The organism is Colwellia sp. RSH04, from assembly GCF_003545765.1.
GTDB lineage: Bacteria > Pseudomonadota > Gammaproteobacteria > Enterobacterales > Alteromonadaceae > Colwellia.
Window position 1 is genome coordinate 157,869 of sequence record NZ_QXIO01000001.1, and the last position, 17,031, is coordinate 174,899.

The 17,031-nt window shown below is 37.9% G+C and carries 17 protein-coding genes; 3 read left to right on the top strand and 14 right to left on the bottom strand.

The genetic code is table 11. The features are described 5' to 3' along the window. Positions 1–9 precede the first annotated feature (9 nt). Positions 10–2,595: a DNA mismatch repair protein MutS gene (mutS, locus tag D1094_RS00635; protein WP_118958153.1), complete on the top strand. Its 2,586-nt coding sequence runs from the start codon at positions 10–12 to the stop codon at positions 2,593–2,595. Positions 2,596–2,649: 54 nt separating this feature from the next. Here the strand turns inward: mutS and rpoS are convergent, their stop codons facing one another. The 14 genes from rpoS to D1094_RS00705 form a co-directional block, all read right to left on the bottom strand. Next, complete coding sequence (rpoS, locus tag D1094_RS00640; protein WP_118958154.1) at positions 2,650–3,558, bottom strand: RNA polymerase sigma factor RpoS; 909 nt, start codon at positions 3,556–3,558, stop codon at positions 2,650–2,652. A gap of 94 nt (positions 3,559–3,652) precedes the next feature. Beyond that, entirely contained in the window at positions 3,653–4,510 is an 858-nt protein-coding gene (locus tag D1094_RS00645) for a peptidoglycan DD-metalloendopeptidase family protein (protein WP_404851431.1), read from the bottom strand. Positions 4,511–4,608: 98 nt separating this feature from the next. Then, entirely contained in the window at positions 4,609–5,187 is a 579-nt protein-coding gene (locus D1094_RS00650) for a YqaA family protein (protein ID WP_118958156.1), read from the bottom strand. Next, positions 5,187–5,840, bottom strand: a complete 654-nt coding sequence (locus tag D1094_RS00655) for a protein-L-isoaspartate(D-aspartate) O-methyltransferase (protein ID WP_118958157.1) — start codon at positions 5,838–5,840, stop codon at positions 5,187–5,189. Before D1094_RS00655 ends, D1094_RS00650 begins: the two co-directional genes overlap by 1 nt. Continuing rightward, the gene (gene surE / locus D1094_RS00660; RefSeq protein WP_118958158.1) at positions 5,837–6,586 is read right to left on the bottom strand and encodes a 5'/3'-nucleotidase SurE; all 750 of its coding nucleotides are present in this window, start codon (positions 6,584–6,586) and stop codon (positions 5,837–5,839) included. Before surE ends, D1094_RS00655 begins: the two co-directional genes overlap by 4 nt. Next, positions 6,583–7,659, bottom strand: a complete 1,077-nt coding sequence (truD, locus tag D1094_RS00665; protein ID WP_118958159.1) for a tRNA pseudouridine(13) synthase TruD — start codon at positions 7,657–7,659, stop codon at positions 6,583–6,585. The genes surE and truD overlap by 4 nt, the downstream gene beginning before the upstream one ends. Before the next feature lie 124 nt (positions 7,660–7,783). Next, complete coding sequence (gene ispF, locus D1094_RS00670; RefSeq protein ID WP_118958160.1) at positions 7,784–8,266, bottom strand: 2-C-methyl-D-erythritol 2,4-cyclodiphosphate synthase; 483 nt, start codon at positions 8,264–8,266, stop codon at positions 7,784–7,786. Continuing rightward, positions 8,263–9,018, bottom strand: coding sequence for a 2-C-methyl-D-erythritol 4-phosphate cytidylyltransferase (ispD, locus tag D1094_RS00675; RefSeq protein ID WP_118958161.1), 756 nt, complete (start codon positions 9,016–9,018; stop codon positions 8,263–8,265). Before ispD ends, ispF begins: the two co-directional genes overlap by 4 nt. Continuing rightward, on the bottom strand, positions 9,018–9,311 hold the full coding sequence (gene ftsB / locus D1094_RS00680; protein ID WP_118958162.1) for a cell division protein FtsB: 294 nt from the start codon (positions 9,309–9,311) through the stop codon (positions 9,018–9,020). The genes ispD and ftsB overlap by 1 nt, the downstream gene beginning before the upstream one ends. 324 nt (positions 9,312–9,635) lie before the next feature. After that, positions 9,636–10,271 carry a hypothetical protein gene (locus D1094_RS00685; RefSeq protein WP_118958163.1) on the bottom strand — a complete coding sequence of 212 codons (636 nt, stop codon included), beginning with the start codon at positions 10,269–10,271 and terminating at the stop codon, positions 9,636–9,638. A gap of 45 nt (positions 10,272–10,316) precedes the next feature. Next, a complete protein-coding gene (locus tag D1094_RS00690; RefSeq protein ID WP_118958164.1) occupies positions 10,317–11,435 on the bottom strand; it encodes a beta-ketoacyl-ACP synthase III in 1,119 nt (372 codons plus the stop codon). A gap of 83 nt (positions 11,436–11,518) precedes the next feature. Further along, positions 11,519–12,559, bottom strand: coding sequence for an ABC transporter permease (locus D1094_RS00695; RefSeq protein ID WP_118958165.1), 1,041 nt, complete (start codon positions 12,557–12,559; stop codon positions 11,519–11,521). A gap of 17 nt (positions 12,560–12,576) precedes the next feature. Continuing rightward, complete coding sequence (locus D1094_RS00700) at positions 12,577–13,458, bottom strand: ABC transporter ATP-binding protein (protein ID WP_118958166.1); 882 nt, start codon at positions 13,456–13,458, stop codon at positions 12,577–12,579. A 43-nt stretch (positions 13,459–13,501) separates the two neighbouring features. Further along, complete coding sequence (locus D1094_RS00705; protein ID WP_118958167.1) at positions 13,502–15,700, bottom strand: GNAT family N-acetyltransferase; 2,199 nt, start codon at positions 15,698–15,700, stop codon at positions 13,502–13,504. A gap of 199 nt (positions 15,701–15,899) precedes the next feature. Between D1094_RS00705 and D1094_RS00710 the strand changes: the two genes are divergently transcribed. Both D1094_RS00710 and pdxH read left to right on the top strand, forming a co-directional pair. Continuing rightward, positions 15,900–16,112 carry a PA3496 family putative envelope integrity protein gene (locus D1094_RS00710; protein WP_118958168.1) on the top strand — a complete coding sequence of 71 codons (213 nt, stop codon included), beginning with the start codon at positions 15,900–15,902 and terminating at the stop codon, positions 16,110–16,112. A gap of 214 nt (positions 16,113–16,326) precedes the next feature. Beyond that, positions 16,327–16,980 carry a pyridoxamine 5'-phosphate oxidase gene (gene pdxH / locus D1094_RS00715; protein ID WP_118958169.1) on the top strand — a complete coding sequence of 218 codons (654 nt, stop codon included), beginning with the start codon at positions 16,327–16,329 and terminating at the stop codon, positions 16,978–16,980. The last annotated feature ends 51 nt before the right edge of the window (positions 16,981–17,031 follow it).

The window sequence follows — 17,031 nt, forward strand, 5'->3', positions numbered from 1 at the left end:
ATAAAGTTAATGACTAGTAAAAACCAAGATTTATCTAACCACACCCCGATGATGCGTCAATATTTGACTATAAAAGCAGAGTTCCCTGACATTTTGATATTTTATCGAATGGGTGATTTTTATGAGCTTTTCTTTGACGATGCAAAAAAGGCGGCTGATTTACTGGATATATCGCTTACCGCTCGAGGCAAAACTGGCGGTAATGCAATTCCTATGGCCGGAGTACCATACCATGCAGCTGAAAACTACCTCGCTAAATTAGTAAATCTTGGCGAGTCTGTCGCTATATGTGAACAAATTGGTGATCCTGCAACAAGTAAAGGTCCCGTTGAGCGAAAAGTCGTTCGTGTTATTACTCCGGGTACGGTTAGCGATGAAGCATTACTAACCGATAGAAAAGATAATTTAATCGTAGCTTTGTTTGAAACAACAGATCAAGTCAAGAAAATATCGCGTTATGGTTTAGCCTATTTAGATATGACCAGTGGTCGTTTTGTTATTAATGAGCCTGATACCAATGAACAACTTTTAGCAGAACTTCAACGACTTTCTCCTGCAGAGTTACTTTATAGTGAGTCATTCTCCTCTCCAGAATTAATCAGTCAGCAAAAAGGCTTGCGCAGACGTCCTGAATGGGAATTTGATTTAGACACCGCAATAAGCTTGTTGAATAAACAATTTAATACTAAAGAGTTAAATGGGTTTGGTGTAACAGCCTATCCTTTAGGTATTGCAGCAGCAGGATGTCTTCTTGCCTATGTTAAAGATACTCAACGTAGTGCTCTTCCTCACATAAGAGCGATAGTATGTGAGTCTTCACAAAACGGTGTTGTCCTTGATGCAGCAACCAGACGCAACTTAGAGCTGACACAAAACCTTCAAGGTGATACCACAAATACCTTAGCAGATATTCTTGATAAGTCAGCAACACCAATGGGTTCTCGTTTATTAAAGCGTTGGTTACATTTTCCTTTACGAGATCTTAATGTACTCTCGAGTAGACAAAATACCGTTAGTGCACTCATTAACGAAGATCTTATCAGTCAAATTCACCCTATTTTAAAAGGGATTGGTGATATAGAACGAATTATTTCACGTATAGCACTTCAATCAGCTAGACCTCGTGATTTCGCCCGTTTACGCAATGCATTACAATTATTGCCTGAACTACAAATGGTGCTTTGCAATCAACAAGAATACCTCAAGGAGCTTGCTCAATATTGCTTGCCAATACCTTCAATTCAGCAACTACTTGAAGTTGCCATTGTTGAAAACCCACCTGTTCTCATTCGTGACGGTGGTGTAATCGCTCCGGGTTATCATGAAGAATTAGATCAGTTAAGAGATTTAAGTCAAGGCGCTACTGAATTTTTAGAGCAGCTTGAAGAGAAAGAAAAACAAAGAACTGGCATTAGCTCGCTCAAAGTCGGTTATAACAAAGTTCATGGTTTCTTTATTGAAATTAGTCGAAGCGCAGCTCAAGAAGTACCTACTGACTATATAAGACGTCAAACATTGAAAAATAATGAGCGCTTTATCACTGAAGAATTAAAGCAACATGAGCATAAAGTACTCAGTGCCCAAAGTAAGTTTTTAGCGTTAGAAAAAACATTATATCAAGCATTATTTGAGAAAATATTACCTGAGCTTTCATCATTACAACAGCTTGGACAAGCGTTAGCAGAGCTAGATGTACTAAATACTTTTGCAGAAAGGGCACTGACCTTAAACTATGTAAAACCAACACTCGTACAAGAAGCTGGCATTAATATTTCTGGTGGTCGACACCCTGTAGTAGAACAAATGACACAAGAAGCGTTTATTGCTAACCCTGTTTTATTAACAGAACAGCGTAAAATGCTAATTATTACCGGTCCTAATATGGGGGGTAAATCAACTTATATGCGCCAAACAGCCTTAATTGTTTTACTTGCACATATTGGTTGTTTTGTACCTGCAGAGCAAGCAAAAATTGGCTTAGTTGATAGAATATTCACTCGAATAGGTGCTTCAGATGATTTAGCCAGCGGGCGCTCAACGTTTATGGTTGAAATGACCGAAACAGCTAATATTTTACACAATGCAACCAATAAAAGTTTAGTGTTACTTGATGAGATTGGTCGAGGCACAAGTACCTATGATGGTCTGTCGCTCGCGTGGGCATGCGCTGAATTGCTTGCCCTAAAAACGAAGGCCTTCACGCTTTTTGCTAGTCATTATTTTGAGTTAACCTTGTTGGCTGATCAAATTGAAACCTTAGCGAATGTCCATTTAGATGCTGTAGAACATGACGATAACATTATCTTTATGCACACAATACAAGAAGGTGCTGCGAGTAAAAGTTTTGGATTACAAGTAGCTCAGCTTGCAGGTGTTCCTAAATCAGTCATTCAACGGGCTAAACAACGATTATCTGAACTTGAAAATCAACAGGTTGCAACAGTATTACCACAGCAAAGTGAACAATCAGCACAGCTTTCTTTAATTAATGAAGAACATCCTGTGATTGAGACCATAAAAAATGTTGATATTAATGACTTGTCACCACGCCAAGCATTAGATTTTCTCTACCAATTAAAAAGCCAAATTGAGTAAATTAAAAAAGCTATTAACCTTAGGTTAATAGCTTTTAAGTTTTAGTTAAGAGTTCTACTGTTGGAAAATAGCTTCAATAGAAAGGCCTTGCTGACTTAATATATCGCGTAAGCGTTTCAATGCTTCAACCTGAATTTGACGAACACGTTCGCGTGTTAGGCCAATTTCACTACCTACATCTTCTAATGTTGCGGCTTCATAGCCCATTAAACCGAAACGTCTTGCTAATACTTCACGCTGTTTAGAGTTTAACTCATTAAGCCAATGAATAATGTTATTGCTCATATCCTCAGATTGTAAATCGCCTTCTGGTCCTGAGCTTTTCTCATCTGCAATAACATCAAGTAATGCTTTATCTGAGTCGCCAGCAAAAGGAGTATCAACCGAAGCAATACGTTCGTTTAATCGAAGCATTTTATTTACATCACCAACAGGTTTATCAAGGTGAAAAGCAATATCTTCGGCGGTAGGTTCGTGATCTAACTTTTGAACTAGCTCACGTGATGCACGCAAATAAATATTAAGTTCTTTTACGACATGGATGGGTAAACGAATGGTACGTGTTTGATTCATGATAGCGCGTTCAATAGTTTGACGTATCCACCACGTTGCGTAAGTAGAGAAGCGAAAGCCTCTTTCTGGGTCAAATTTTTCAACGGCTCTTATTAAGCCTAAATTACCTTCTTCAATTAAATCGAGTAATGGTAACCCGCGATTGTTATATCGTCTGGCAATTTTAACAACTAAACGTAAATTGCTTTCAATCATACGTTTTCTAGAGGGTTCGTCGCCTTTTAGTGACAAACGAGAGAAATAAACCTCTTCTTCTGCTGATAGTAGTGGCGAAAAACCAATTTCGCTTAAATAAATTTGAGTGGCATCTAGGTTAGACGATACTTCTTCTTTAGATTTTTCTGTTGATTCTTCAGCTTCAACGTTTTTTTCTTCTTTTAATTTGACCATGCATATCTCCCATCAATAGCAAAGCTTACATTTAATACTTAAATATTCACGATAACTCCGACCCTTAATTATTTTTTTAGTTGTGTTTAAAGTTTTATTTTTTTGGTAAATATTTTAATGGGTTAACTGATTTGCCTCGAAATCTTATTTCAAAATGGAGCATGACTTGATCTGCATCAGTACTCCCCATCTTAGCAATCACATCACCAGATTTTACTTGTTGCTGCTCTTTTACCAATATTTGGTCATTATGAGCATAAGCGCTTAAGTAATCATCATTGTGCTTTACAATAATGAGTTTGCCGTAACCTCTTAATGCGTTACCTGCATAAACAACCTTACCATCTGCAGCGGCTTTAATTTTTGTGCCCCGTCGACCTGCAATGTTTAACCCTTTATTACCTTGTATTTGATTCGAAAAATACTCAATAACTTTACCTTTTACTGGCCATTGCCACCGCTTCACTTTCTGAGAAAATTTTACGGAAGGTTTTACTACTTTTTTTGAGACTTTTTGAGCCCTTACATTTTTACCATACGCCTGCTTTTTAGACGATGCAAGTACCTTTTTACTGCTATTTTTACTGGTAGGAGTAGTGCTTTTAGTCGAATTTTTAGTCAAAGTCTTGCTACGACTAGCTTGTGAGGATTTATTATCTTTTTTTGATGTTAATAATATTTTTTGACCAGGAAAAATACGATAAGGAGGTGAAATGTTATTCAGTTTTGCTATATGTCGAACATCGGTATTGGCTCGCCAAGAGATAGAATAGAGTGTCTCGCCTTTTTTTACGGTATATTCAGTACCTTGGATTGTATTTTTTACACGATCTTTTAGTGGTACACTACTACTAATACCCACTACAGGAGCTGGGGTGTTTCTACTTGAACAGCCAAACAACCCCAAAAAAATAATGATGTAACAAAATATAACAAGACAATATTTCATCAATACTACACTTGTCCTTTTCGAATTATGTTAATTTGACAACTTTCACGAATAAATCCTTATTCACACAAAGAGAATACTTACCCACAATGAGAGCAAGTTTACCTCAAAGCCAGATAAGCAAAGATAATAACGGCTACTAAGCCCCAACCAAGCACATCCACCCACTGACGCAGCTTTCTCTCCATGGCTGGACCACCCCATTTTATTAAGCCAGCCACTAAAAAGAATCGCATGCCACGACCTATTGCTGACGCCAATAAAAACGGGAGAAATGCCATATGTAAAAAGCCAGCACTAACAGTAAACAATTTATAAGGGATAGGCGAAAAACCCGCAATAAATACAACCCAAACACCCCAAGTTGCAAACCAGTCCATAGCAATATCAAACTTCTCTTGATAACCGAACTCAGTGATAAGAGGCTGGATCCAAGGTTCAAACATCCAGTACCCTAAAAAATAACCGACAACACCACCTACAATTGATGACACCGTCGTTATTGTCGCCAAATGCCAAGCACGTTTTGGCTTTGCCAATACCATAGGCGCTAATAGCACATCTGGAGGAATAGGGAAAAACACTGATTCAGCAAAGGTAATTATTGCTAAAATAGCAGGAGCAAATTTATGTTTAGCCCACTTCAGTGTCCAAACATATAACGCAGAAAATATTTTCACTACAACAAATCTCCAGGGACTAGAGGTACAAACCTGACCGCTTCTACTTGTTGTTCATTGTAATTATCACCTTCTCGCGTGATAATTTTAAGTATTTGCGTTTGTTCTCCAACGGGGATCACTAATCGACCACCATCAGTTAATTGATCTAACAGCGCTTGCGGAACTTGTGTAGGCGCTGCTGTTACTATAATGGCATCAAAAGGCGCTTTACTTGCCCAACCTAACCAACCATCACCATGCTTCATTGACACATTGTGTAAGTCCATTGCTCGCAAACAACGTTTTGCTTGCCATTGCAAAGACTTTATCCGTTCAACTGAAAACACTTTATCAGTTAATTGCGCTAATATAGAGGTTTGATAACCAGATCCTGTGCCTATTTCTAAAATACTACTCGGTCGACCATTAGCTAATAGCAACTCAGACATTTTTGCCACAATATACGGCTGAGAAATGGTTTGCCCCTGACCTATGGGCAGTGCGGTGTTGTCATAAGCTTTGTGCGCTAAAATTTCAGGCACAAATATATGGCGAGGAGATTGAGCTATCGCCTTTAACACCTCAGGGTTATTAATCCCTTCTTGTTGAAGTTTTTGTGCGAGTAATTCGCCACTACGTTTCGATTTTCCGCTTACGCGACTTGAAATCATAAATCTAGCTCACTTAACCATTGCTTCATTGGTTCAATACTTCGATGTGCTGTCATATCAACCGTCAATGGTGTCACTGAAGCATAATTATTAGCTACCGCATGAAAATCAGTCCCTTCTCCGCCGTCTAGCTCTTCCCCTAGCAGCCCATACCAAAAGATGTCTCTTTGCCAAGGATCTTGCATTTTTTGCATGCTTTCCGCTTTATGACGATGTCCTAATCGTGTCACCTTAATACCTTTAAGCGCTGATAATGGAATATCTGGTACATTTATATTTAATATTTGATCAGCTGGCAAAGGGTGGGTTTTTAATCGCTGAATCACCTTCGCTGCGACAACAGCGGCTGTTTGATAATGCTTTTCATGCGGCCCAACAAGTGAGACAGCAACCGCTGGCATCCCCATATGACGACCTTCCGTCGCAGCAGCGACAGTACCTGAATATAGCGTATCATCGCCTAAATTTGCGCCCTTATTAATCCCAGCAACAACAAGATCTGCATCAACGACAAGTTGACTGATTCCTAAATGAACTGAATCGGTTGGGGTACCATTCACTGAGATAAAACCATTCTCTATCTTTTGTGCTCTTAGAGGGTTTAATAAGGTTAAAGAGTTACTCGCACCACTACAGTTTCTATCAGGGGCAACCACAGAAACATCAAAACTCTTTTCTAATTCTTGATAGAGCACTTTAATACCTAAAGCATGTACACCATCATCATTGCTTAATAGTATTTTCATTTATGCTCACCTTGGTTAGGCTCAATTCTTTCTCGCTTAGTCATATCTTGATAGTTTATTAATTCACGTAACACCGTTGTTGCATAGCAGCCTGCTGGCAATGAAAAACTAACGGTAACAACATTTTCTGAATTAGTTTGATCAACTTGTAAACTAATATCTGCTTCGGTAATTGCTAGACGAATACGACGACGCTCTTGTTTTAAGCCAAATTTTGGTAAGCCTGTAGCAAACGACTGGTGTTGCTCTGCAATATGCTGTTCTAGCTGCAACGGTGTCTTCGTTGTCATTAATTCACCAGCCCCCCACATTGGCGCCGTTATATCAATATCATTCTCTGTTAAACGTTTGGTTAACTGTTCATCAACAGCATCTACGCAAAAAACTGATTGAGTACCCGATAGCATGGCAACATCGCCCACCTGAATAGTATTAAACAGTTGTTCCTTAATACGATAATTAATGACTTCATTAAAAATAAGAGATCGCGCTGCAGATAAATACATCCCTCTTTTTTTCTTATCTTTTACTTTTTGCCCTGAAAATAACGCTTCTGCTCGTTCAATATTTCCACCATCAATACCAAAGCGCTGTTCGCCAAAATAATTTGGTACACCTTGAGCAATAATTCTTTCCCAGCGCTGCGACAATGCTTTAATGTCACTCACATCTCTTAACACTAACTCAAATCGATTACCCGTTAACGCGCCTGTTCTTAATTTTTTATTGTGACGTTTGTATGAAAGTACTTCAACGCCCTCAATCGTTAAATCTGATAAATCGTATTCAGCTTTTCCTGGCACATGAACACCAAACCATTGCTCTGTAACAGCAAAGCGATCTTTCAACCCTGCATAAGTCACTAACGGTTCTTTTACTTTAAAATACTTTGCTAACTCGCGAGCAACAAAAATGGTGTTTGCTCCGGTTTTACGAATATGCACATATAAGTGCTCACCTTCCCCACAAGGAGAAAAAGGTAACTGTTCAAAAACTTTAAAGTCACTCATTTGACTTCTAAGTAAACCTGTTGATTCTGGTTTACCATGTAAATAAGCCAGTTCTGTTGCCATACTACTCTCTTGATTTTGCGTTAATTTGAACATCATTAATCAATAAAAATGTTCAATTTATAATATTCAATTTATAATGTTCAGTTAAAACTATTTGAGCTTATTCATGTTGTCTTAAACAGTTTCAACTTGTTTTAACCTGATTTAATAAAACAACACTATGCACTGCAACCCCTTCTTTACGGCCGGTATAACCTAACTTTTCTGTTGTGGTCGCTTTCACATTGACCTGCTCTATATCACACTGTAAATCTTGCGCTAAGCATGATCTCATCTCAGGTAGAAAAGGCGCTATTTTCGGTGCTTGCGCTACAATGGTTAAATCAATATTACCTATCTGATAGCTTTTCTGAGTCATCAAAGACACGACATGCCTTAAAAGGATGCGACTTGAGATATTCTCATATTGATCATCAGTATCAGGGAAGTGATTACCGATATCTCCCATGGCCAACGCCCCTAAAATTGCATCGCATAATGCATGTATTGCCACATCGCCATCAGAATGAGCGATAAACCCGTGGGTAAAAGGAACCGCAACACCTGCAATCATGAGAGGACCTTCCCCTCCAAATTTATGCACATCAAAGCCATGTCCTATTCTCATTGTAATTCCTTACATTGTTTAGTGTTTAACTGCTGAGCGCCCTGCTTTGTTAAAATAAACGCCGCAAGTGCTAAATCATCGGGGTGGGTAATCTTAATATTTTCATGACTTGACGATACCAATAAACTACTCAGACCTGCTTGTTCTATTGCTGAAGATTCGTCGGTTATTTCAATATGCTTAGCTAATGCACTTTCTATCGAATCAAGCAATTGTTGGGTTTTATATAATTGCGGTGTAAGTGCATGCCAAAGCTGTTCTCGTTGAACAGTATGACAAACCGAATTGACGCTTTCTTTTGTTACTTCACCACGCTTCATGGTATCTCTTACCGGTGAAGCTAATAGACCACCGCTATCGAGTGCTAGGCATTTTGAGATTAATTTATCAATATCGCTTAATTGCACACAAGGTCTAGCGGCATCGTGCACTAAAACCCATGGGTATTTATCAGCATCAATTGCACGAAGCCCATTGAGTACGGAATCAACCCGCTCTTTACCACCATCCACTCTGATGATATTGCTGTATTCAGCTAGGTTTGATTCAGCAAAGTACTGATCATTTTTACCCAGCGAAAGAATTACTTTTTCAATTTTAGGGTGTGAAAGTAACCTATCAACAGTGTGTGCCAAAATAGGCTTCCCATGAATGGTTAGATATTGTTTAGGGCAATTGGCTTGCATTCTTTTGCCCACACCTGCGGCAGGAACCACAACAACAAAGCCGTGTTCATGAGGTTTTTGAACCATTACTGCGAGCCTTTAACGTTATTTTTGGGGATGATGCGAAAAAAGGTTTCATTTTCTTTTATCATACCTAATTCATTACGAGCCCTTTCTTCAATGGCTTCAAGCCCTAACTTTAAGTCATCGGTGTCAGCATAAAGTAACTTATTACGCTGTTTGAGCTTGTCGTTAGATTCTTGTTGGCGGGCAACTTCTTCTTTTAACGCTAGATAGTCAGGCACACTGTTTTTACCGAACCAGAGTCGATATTGCAATAAAGCTAACAGAACCAGCAAAATCGCTGTAAATACGCGCATAATTACCTAAATCAGAAAAGCATTTACAATAATGCTAAATTAATTGCCTTATTATACTCATGCCGTTATAAATTGCGAGTGACCCCGTATGATTAATACGAAACAGACTATTGCTAAATTTTTATTGAATATTAGGGCGTGTTTATCTTTGTTTAATAATTCAGCTGAGAAATAAAATCCCTTTAATCAAGGCGAACGTTGCGTAGTTTAGCCAGCTATTTCAGTAGCTTTTAACCGAATTATTCGCGCAATTTTTGTTGAGCACTTTTACAGTATTAGAATCTTTTTATTTAGAATCGTCCCTTATTTTAAGGTCTACATGCTCTAACTAAGTGTCTTTTTAAAGTTTTTCCAATTGATATTACAAGATAGTAATAACTCTCTTAAACTTGGCATGATAGGACGTTGCTTGGTGCCATTATGCCAACAGTGACCTGAACATGCAGCTAACATCATTTTTTTAGTCGGTTTAAACAAACAAAAACGCTCTTTAGCTAAGCCATATATTTGCTCTTCTAAAGAATCAGCTTTCATTAAATTAAACCAGCCAGCGGTGTTAGTTCTTATTCTTTGCTGTTCACGATCAATACGATCTACACAATCAACAATTAAGTGGCCATCAATGAGTACTGGTACTACAAGTCCTAAAGGAATCTCATAATCCTTATACCAATGAATGACATCTTCGACACTTTGCCCTTGATAAGGTGGGCTGTTACTTTGCTTAGTTGACCAGCTAGCATTTTGAATATCTAGTTGTAAGGGGCTTTCAACTTGTAACATCAAATAAGCAGCACGGTTAATATAATGAGTTAAACTTTTTAATCGTCCTTGAACCGCTTGAATATTTTGAAAACTTGCTTGTGAAAGAACGCGTATTTCTCGCTCATAGAGACCATTGCAGAGCTCTGCATGATCACTTGAGTTCGCACCACTTTGCCACAAGCTAGTTTGTGTCATAAACCTACATCACTTCAAACGAATTTAAAAGCCATACTCACGCTCTTATACGTACTCTAATATTAAACAACAGGCAGAATAACCCGCCCCAAATGAACATAAAACGGCTTTATCTTCTGACACCAAGTCAGCTTTGTTTTTATGTAAAGCAATAATACAACCAGCAGAACTGGTATTGGCATACTCATCAAGAATAATAGGAGCTTCTGCTGCTGAAGGCTCTCGCTCTAACACTTTTTTAGCAATAAAGTTATTCATGTTGATATTTGCTTGATGTAAATACAAACGCTTAATATCACTTGCTTGCAAGTTTACTTTTGTCATTTGCTCACTGATCAGTTGACTGACCATGGGCAGTACTTCTTTAAACACTTTACGACCTTGTTGAATAAAGAATTTATCTGGGGCTAAAAGCGTTTCTGGTGTACATGCATTAGTGTATCCCATATTACTTCGAATGTTATTTGAGAACTGTGTTATAGGCTGCTCAGCAATAATTTTGAATATATGTTCACCTGTTGCGGTTGATTCATCTTCAATAACACTTGCCGTAGCGACATCACCAAAAATAAAATGACTGTCTCTGTCTTTATAATTAATCTGTGGTGATAGAATTTCAGGGTTAATCACTAACACTGTTTTAGCCGTGCCGCTTCGAATAGCATTGGCAGCATTGATAATGCCAAATGTCGCTGCTGAGCAGGCCACTAACATATCAAAAGCCCAACCGCCACAGCCTAAAACTTGCTGAATTTCAATAGCCATTGCAGGGTAAGAACGTTGTGTATAAGCACATGCCACAATGATCAAATCAACATCAGCAGGTGTTTTATTCGCAGCCTTTAAGGCATCTTTTGCTGCAGCAACCCCTATTTCTGCCTGCATCGACAATGCTTCATTAGGCCTTTCCACAAAACGTGGTGACATAATATTTACATCGAGAATATCTTTTTTAGACATGACATAACGACTTTTAATGCCAGACGCTTTTTCAATAAATGCACTGTCAGAAGGAGATAATGCTGTTATTTCTCCATTTGCGATTGCTTGGCTATTTTCTTCATTATGTTTATCAACATATTGGTTAAAACATTGAACCAATTCATCGTTTGAAATACTTTCAGGAGGGGTAAAAAGCCCGGTGCCACTTATAACTACTGCCATTGGAATGTCCTAATGTTGCTCTATATGCAAAATACTTGCACCGAGTCTATTTTATTTTCAATAAAAAGTCGATTTCTGCTCAATCAACGCTCTGTGTTCCAGCTAAAAAAGTATGCACCTAACCCTAAAAAGATAGCACTCATTAATAGCATTACATTAATGTGGTAACTGACATCAGCCAAGCTCGCACCTTCAGTAATTATCATGCGTGCCCCTGCGACCATATGAGTTAATGGTAAAAATTGCGCGACCAATTTAAGTGCTTCAGGCGCTCCTTCTAAACTAAACCAAACACCTGATAGCAACATCATAGGCCATGATGTTAAATTTAGTAAACCACCAATAAGCTCTTCGCTTTTACTTCTACTTGCAACTAAAAGACCTAAACTAATAAGACAAAAAGCACCTAACGCACCAACAATTATCAAATCAACGTAACGACCCAACATATAAAAATCAAAGAAAAAGTTACACCCTATATAAACAACCGCAGACATAAACATAACAATAAAAAGTCGCGAAATCAGTTGGGCTGAAACAAACTCAAAGGCCGATAAAGGCGTGGCCTTAAGTCGTTTTAATACTGAATTTTTTCTATAACGAACAATGACATAACCTACACCAAATAAACAGCTGAACATCATGTTCATACCCAGTACGCCGGGTAATACCCAATCAACGTAGCGAATACTTTTTCCTGAAAGTTGTTTACGTTCAAAAGCACTCGCTTGTGCTAAATATATTTTTTCTACCAAGTAACTTTTCGAGGAAAGCTCATTAACCCAGTAAGTTTTTAATGAGTAATCAACAATTAAATCAAGAGCATGACGATTAAGCTTACCCTTGGCTTCTTCAAGCTCAGTATAGTTAACAAAGTCAATAAACCTTGTTGATAAAAAAACATCAGCGCCCTGCTTTTGCTCAACATTCGCTTGGTTTGCTTTAATGGTGTCTGAACCAATCACGCCAACTTTATAAGCTGAACGACCATCGCCAGAAAATATCATCGACATACCAAATAACAATAAAACAGGAAAAAACAAATTCCAACCTAGGGAAGATTTATCTCGAAAAAACTCAATATTTCTTGCTTTAAATACGGCAAAAAAACGATGAAAATTCATATAAATACCTTAATAGCTTACGCCTGTAATGAGTGGCCAGTTAACTTTAAAAATAAATCATCCAAATTAGCTGATTTAACATGCAAACCATCTAAAGCGACTTTATGGTGCATTAGCAAAGCTAGCGTTTGTTCAACGTTGGCCGTTGTTATTTCAACGCGATCACTTAACACATTCCAACCCTGTTCAATTGCAAGGCTTGCATCCACTTGTGCTTTTGGTAAGTAAATAAAAACCTCTTGAAAATGTTTACTCAATAGTTGATGTGGCGTGCCTGTTTCTATTATTTTACCTTTGTCCATGATAACGATGTCATCACATAACTGCTCTGCTTCGTCCATATAATGCGTAGTTAATACAATGGTTTTATTCTGCGCTTTAATATTTTTAATTAGCTGCCAAAAATTTCGTCTCGCGTGAGGATCTAACCCCGTTGTCGGCTCATCTAAAAAGACAATATTAGGATCGTTTATTAAGGCAAGAGCTAATAATAAGCGCTGCCTTTGACCACCTGATAACAAGCGATTATCACGATTAAGAAAATCTGATAAGTCACAAAGTTCAATCAATTGCTCTTGTTTTAATGTTTTACTGTAAAACGAAGAAAACAGTGAAAGTGTTTCTTTCACGGTGAGAAAGTCTTGTAACGCTGTATGTTGAAATTGAATACCAATCTGTTGAGATATATTACGATCTACTGCTTGTCCTTGATAATGAACTTGCCCTGATGTAGCCGGGATAATCCCTTCCATGATCTCAATTGTGGTTGTTTTACCAGCCCCGTTTGGCCCTAACAAACCAAAGCAATGCCCTTGAGGTACATCAAAACTCACATTATCTACAGCTCGAACATCTTTGTAATGCTTACTAAGTTCTTGCACACAAATTGCTGCGTTCATTGTTTTTCCTTATATTGACATGACTGAATCATCAGTAAGTATATTAACTTTTAAAGTGATTACTAACATATTGAATAATCAATTGATTCAACGTTTTTTTACCTGAGAGTCCATATTGTTCACATACATGAGCAACCGTATTTTTTTGTAGCAAACGAGAAACTAATATTGACGTATGTTCAGGAACATCGCTATTTAATTGCAAAAGAAAGTGTACAAACCACAAATATAAGCTGTAAGCACAATGACTATATAACATTTCTCCGTTAACAAAAGCAGCTATTTTTCTTTGATCCGATTGGGTTAACAATGGCATATCAGTTTCTTTGCATTGAGAAAGTATTAAAGCTGACAACTCGCTCGGCAACCCCTTAAACTCATCAAGTAATAAATGCCTAAAACTGTTTGAAAACTCAGCGGCTAACGATTGTTGCGCGCTTTTCGCCATGCATGTAAGCGGTTGTAACACTAGAACAGAATGTTCACCACTTGATTTATCTTTATTGAAACCAAGCCTAATCGCTGAAAAACCTTGCTTTATCCAATAAGAAAACAACCCATAATTAGCACCAAAACTTGCGCCTATATAATCCACTTGGTTATCTTGAGCATAATTTAATAATTGCTTCATAAAATATGAACCAAACCCCGCATGCTGCACTTCAGGATGTATTGCTATTCGCATGACTCGTAAATAACGATAGTCAAATGCATTTTCCATGGCGCAATGAGTTAATAATGATTGAGGAATAAATTGACTCTTTAAGCGCCTTTTCGATTGCTGCACAGCACTAACATCTTCTGTGCTTACCTGCCCCTCAAGCAATCCCCCCTCAATTAACAATAAGGCAACACCAACAAGATTAGTTTCCTCATCATGAACAGCACTTAAGGTAAATAACCTAACCTTTGGGTTCTCTAGCATCATTTTCAGATCACTAGGCTTGGTTTGGTAATGTGCAGAAATAAGAATGGCAAAAATTTGTGAGAGCAACACCTCATTTTTAAGAAGGTGTTCTATATTAATTTGTTCAAATAACAGACCTTCATTTAGAAGCGCTCTTTTATTAAGCCCTGTTGCTTTTGATTGAAGTGGTTGAATTACTTTCTTATTTAGGTCGGGCAAATTAGCATTCAATAAACCAACATCAAAAACTAGTTGCTCTAACGGATCATTTTCAGCCCAGCGAATGGGCTTTGCTAAATGTAAGGCGTGCCATTTAGGTGTTAATTGCGCTAATATTTGAGTAAATTTCACAGTGAAACCACGCCCAGCGCCTTCATAACCATGAACAGTGCTAGCAAATACAGTTCGATGATATTTTTTCAACAATGAATGAAGCAAGTAAACGGGTACGCCTGCGGCCTCATCAACAAGTAACAAACTTAACGTATGATGATTTTGCACTAAATCATCTATTGCGATAAAGGTAACTTCACCATTTAACGTAGACATATCAGGTAAACGTGCAGCTAACTGTTGAAAAAACACCGATAATGCTTGTTTGTCGGGAGCCGTCACACCAATATGCAACTTTTCACGCTCAGCTTTATGATTATTCAACAATTGAGCACAAGCAATAGCAAGCGCCGTTGACTTACCTCGCCCTCGATCAGCGGTCAGTACTAAAGGCCTTTTCCTGTGGCCTGTGAGAACTTTTCCTACAGCATTTACCGCATCAAGTTGTGCCTCATTAGCACAACCTAGTAACAGTGTTTCACCTTTTATTACTCGATTTTCATTTAAATAATGACAAGCCTTTTCAGCATTTGGAGCTTGTTGTACCTTTATATCGACTAGGTTACTGTCAACACCTTGCTCAATAATAATATGATGCTCATTGTTTATAATATGCGTTAAAAATCGTTGCATGAATCGCTGAACTTTTAAGTTTATGTCACAAGGCAGCAACACAAAGCATAGTCCGCCTGCTTTTAAGGTACCTGAGAGTGCCGCAAAGGCATCAAAATTGAATTGGCTATCACTAAAAATAAGGCATTGACATTCACGACCCAAAAAATCTCGAAATCGTTTATAGGGAATATTTGCGTTAAAGGTAGCGCTGTCTCCGTAAACAAAACAATTTTCATTATCGACTAATAGATGACTTATTGAGCTGGATGCTAGTAAAGAGCTCGCCCACTGCTCATCACCTTTCATTAAGACTAAACGCCTATGCTGACGTACCCAAGCTTGATTAACAAGCCCAGCTATCCACGTTGAAAATTGCTGTTTATTCATAAGCAAAGGCTAGAGAGAAAAGAAAAAAGGATTAATTCAAGTTTATCAAGCTCTTCACTGTAAACCAATATCGAACGTTGTTTAAACAACTAAAAAAGTAACAAAAAAATAATTGAAAATACCCTTGTATTTGCCTATGTTGATACATATCTATCTAATTATTTTTTATTAACCATCTTGAAATGATGAGGCATAAGCAATGGTAAATGATATTGATGATGACTTCGCTGAAGAATTATATAGTACACAAGAACCTTCAGAAAGTACTGACACCAATATTGGAAGCAGTACATTAGCGAATAAAATAGCGCAAGAACAAGCCCAGAAGAACTTGCTTGCTCGAAAGCGCATTGATGAATTAATGGAGAAAAAGCGTTTAAAAGAGTTATTAGATGATAGTGAAGATTGGTAATCTCCAGCCTGACTTTTCTAAATACTTGTTGCACTACAAGAGAGTTAAGCGATTAACTTATTCCCCTTGTAGTGTTTATATCCCTGATTTATCTAACCGAATAGCCTACTCGAATAACCTCACCGAAAATAAACTATTAAGCTAACCTTGCATTCACTGCATTTAGGCATAAAATAACCAGCCACTTACAGATGAACATATTCACTCTTATCCTATGACTTTATTTGAAAAATTACGCTGTTTGTTCACCTTTGGACAAGGCGTGGCATTACCATTACCCGACATTACGGATGAAAGTTCCCCTTTTGCTTTATTCCAGCAATGGTTTGATGACGCCAATAAATCAGGCATTTTATTACCTGAATCGATGTCGGTCAGTACTTGTTCAAGTTCAGGGCAACCTAGCTCGCGTATGGTGTTACTTAAATCATTCGATGATAAAGGTTTTATTTTTTATACTAACTACAGTAGCCGAAAAAGCCATGAGCTAACCAGCAATGATAAAGTTGCCTTATTGTTTCATTGGAACGTTTTACAACGTCAAGTGCGTATTGAAGGTACAGTAGAAAAAGTATCTACAGAAGAGTCAGCTGAGTATTTTCATAGTAGAGATAGAGGCAGCCAAGTTGGCGCATGGGCATCTAAACAAAGCCAAAAGTTAACATACGATAACGAACTTAAAGATCGCATGAAACATTACTCTGAAAAGTTTTCTGAAGGTGAAGTACCTCACCCAGAGTTTTGGGGCGGCTGGCGAGTAAAGCCACACTTTATTGAATTTTGGCAAGGTAGAGCAAATAGGTTACACGATAGAGTTTGTTTTGAAAAAGCTGAAAACAACTGGCTCCAGCATAAACTTCATCCATAAACTCATTTACCATGGCAGATACAATTAGGCTGTACCTGCCAAGTAATGACA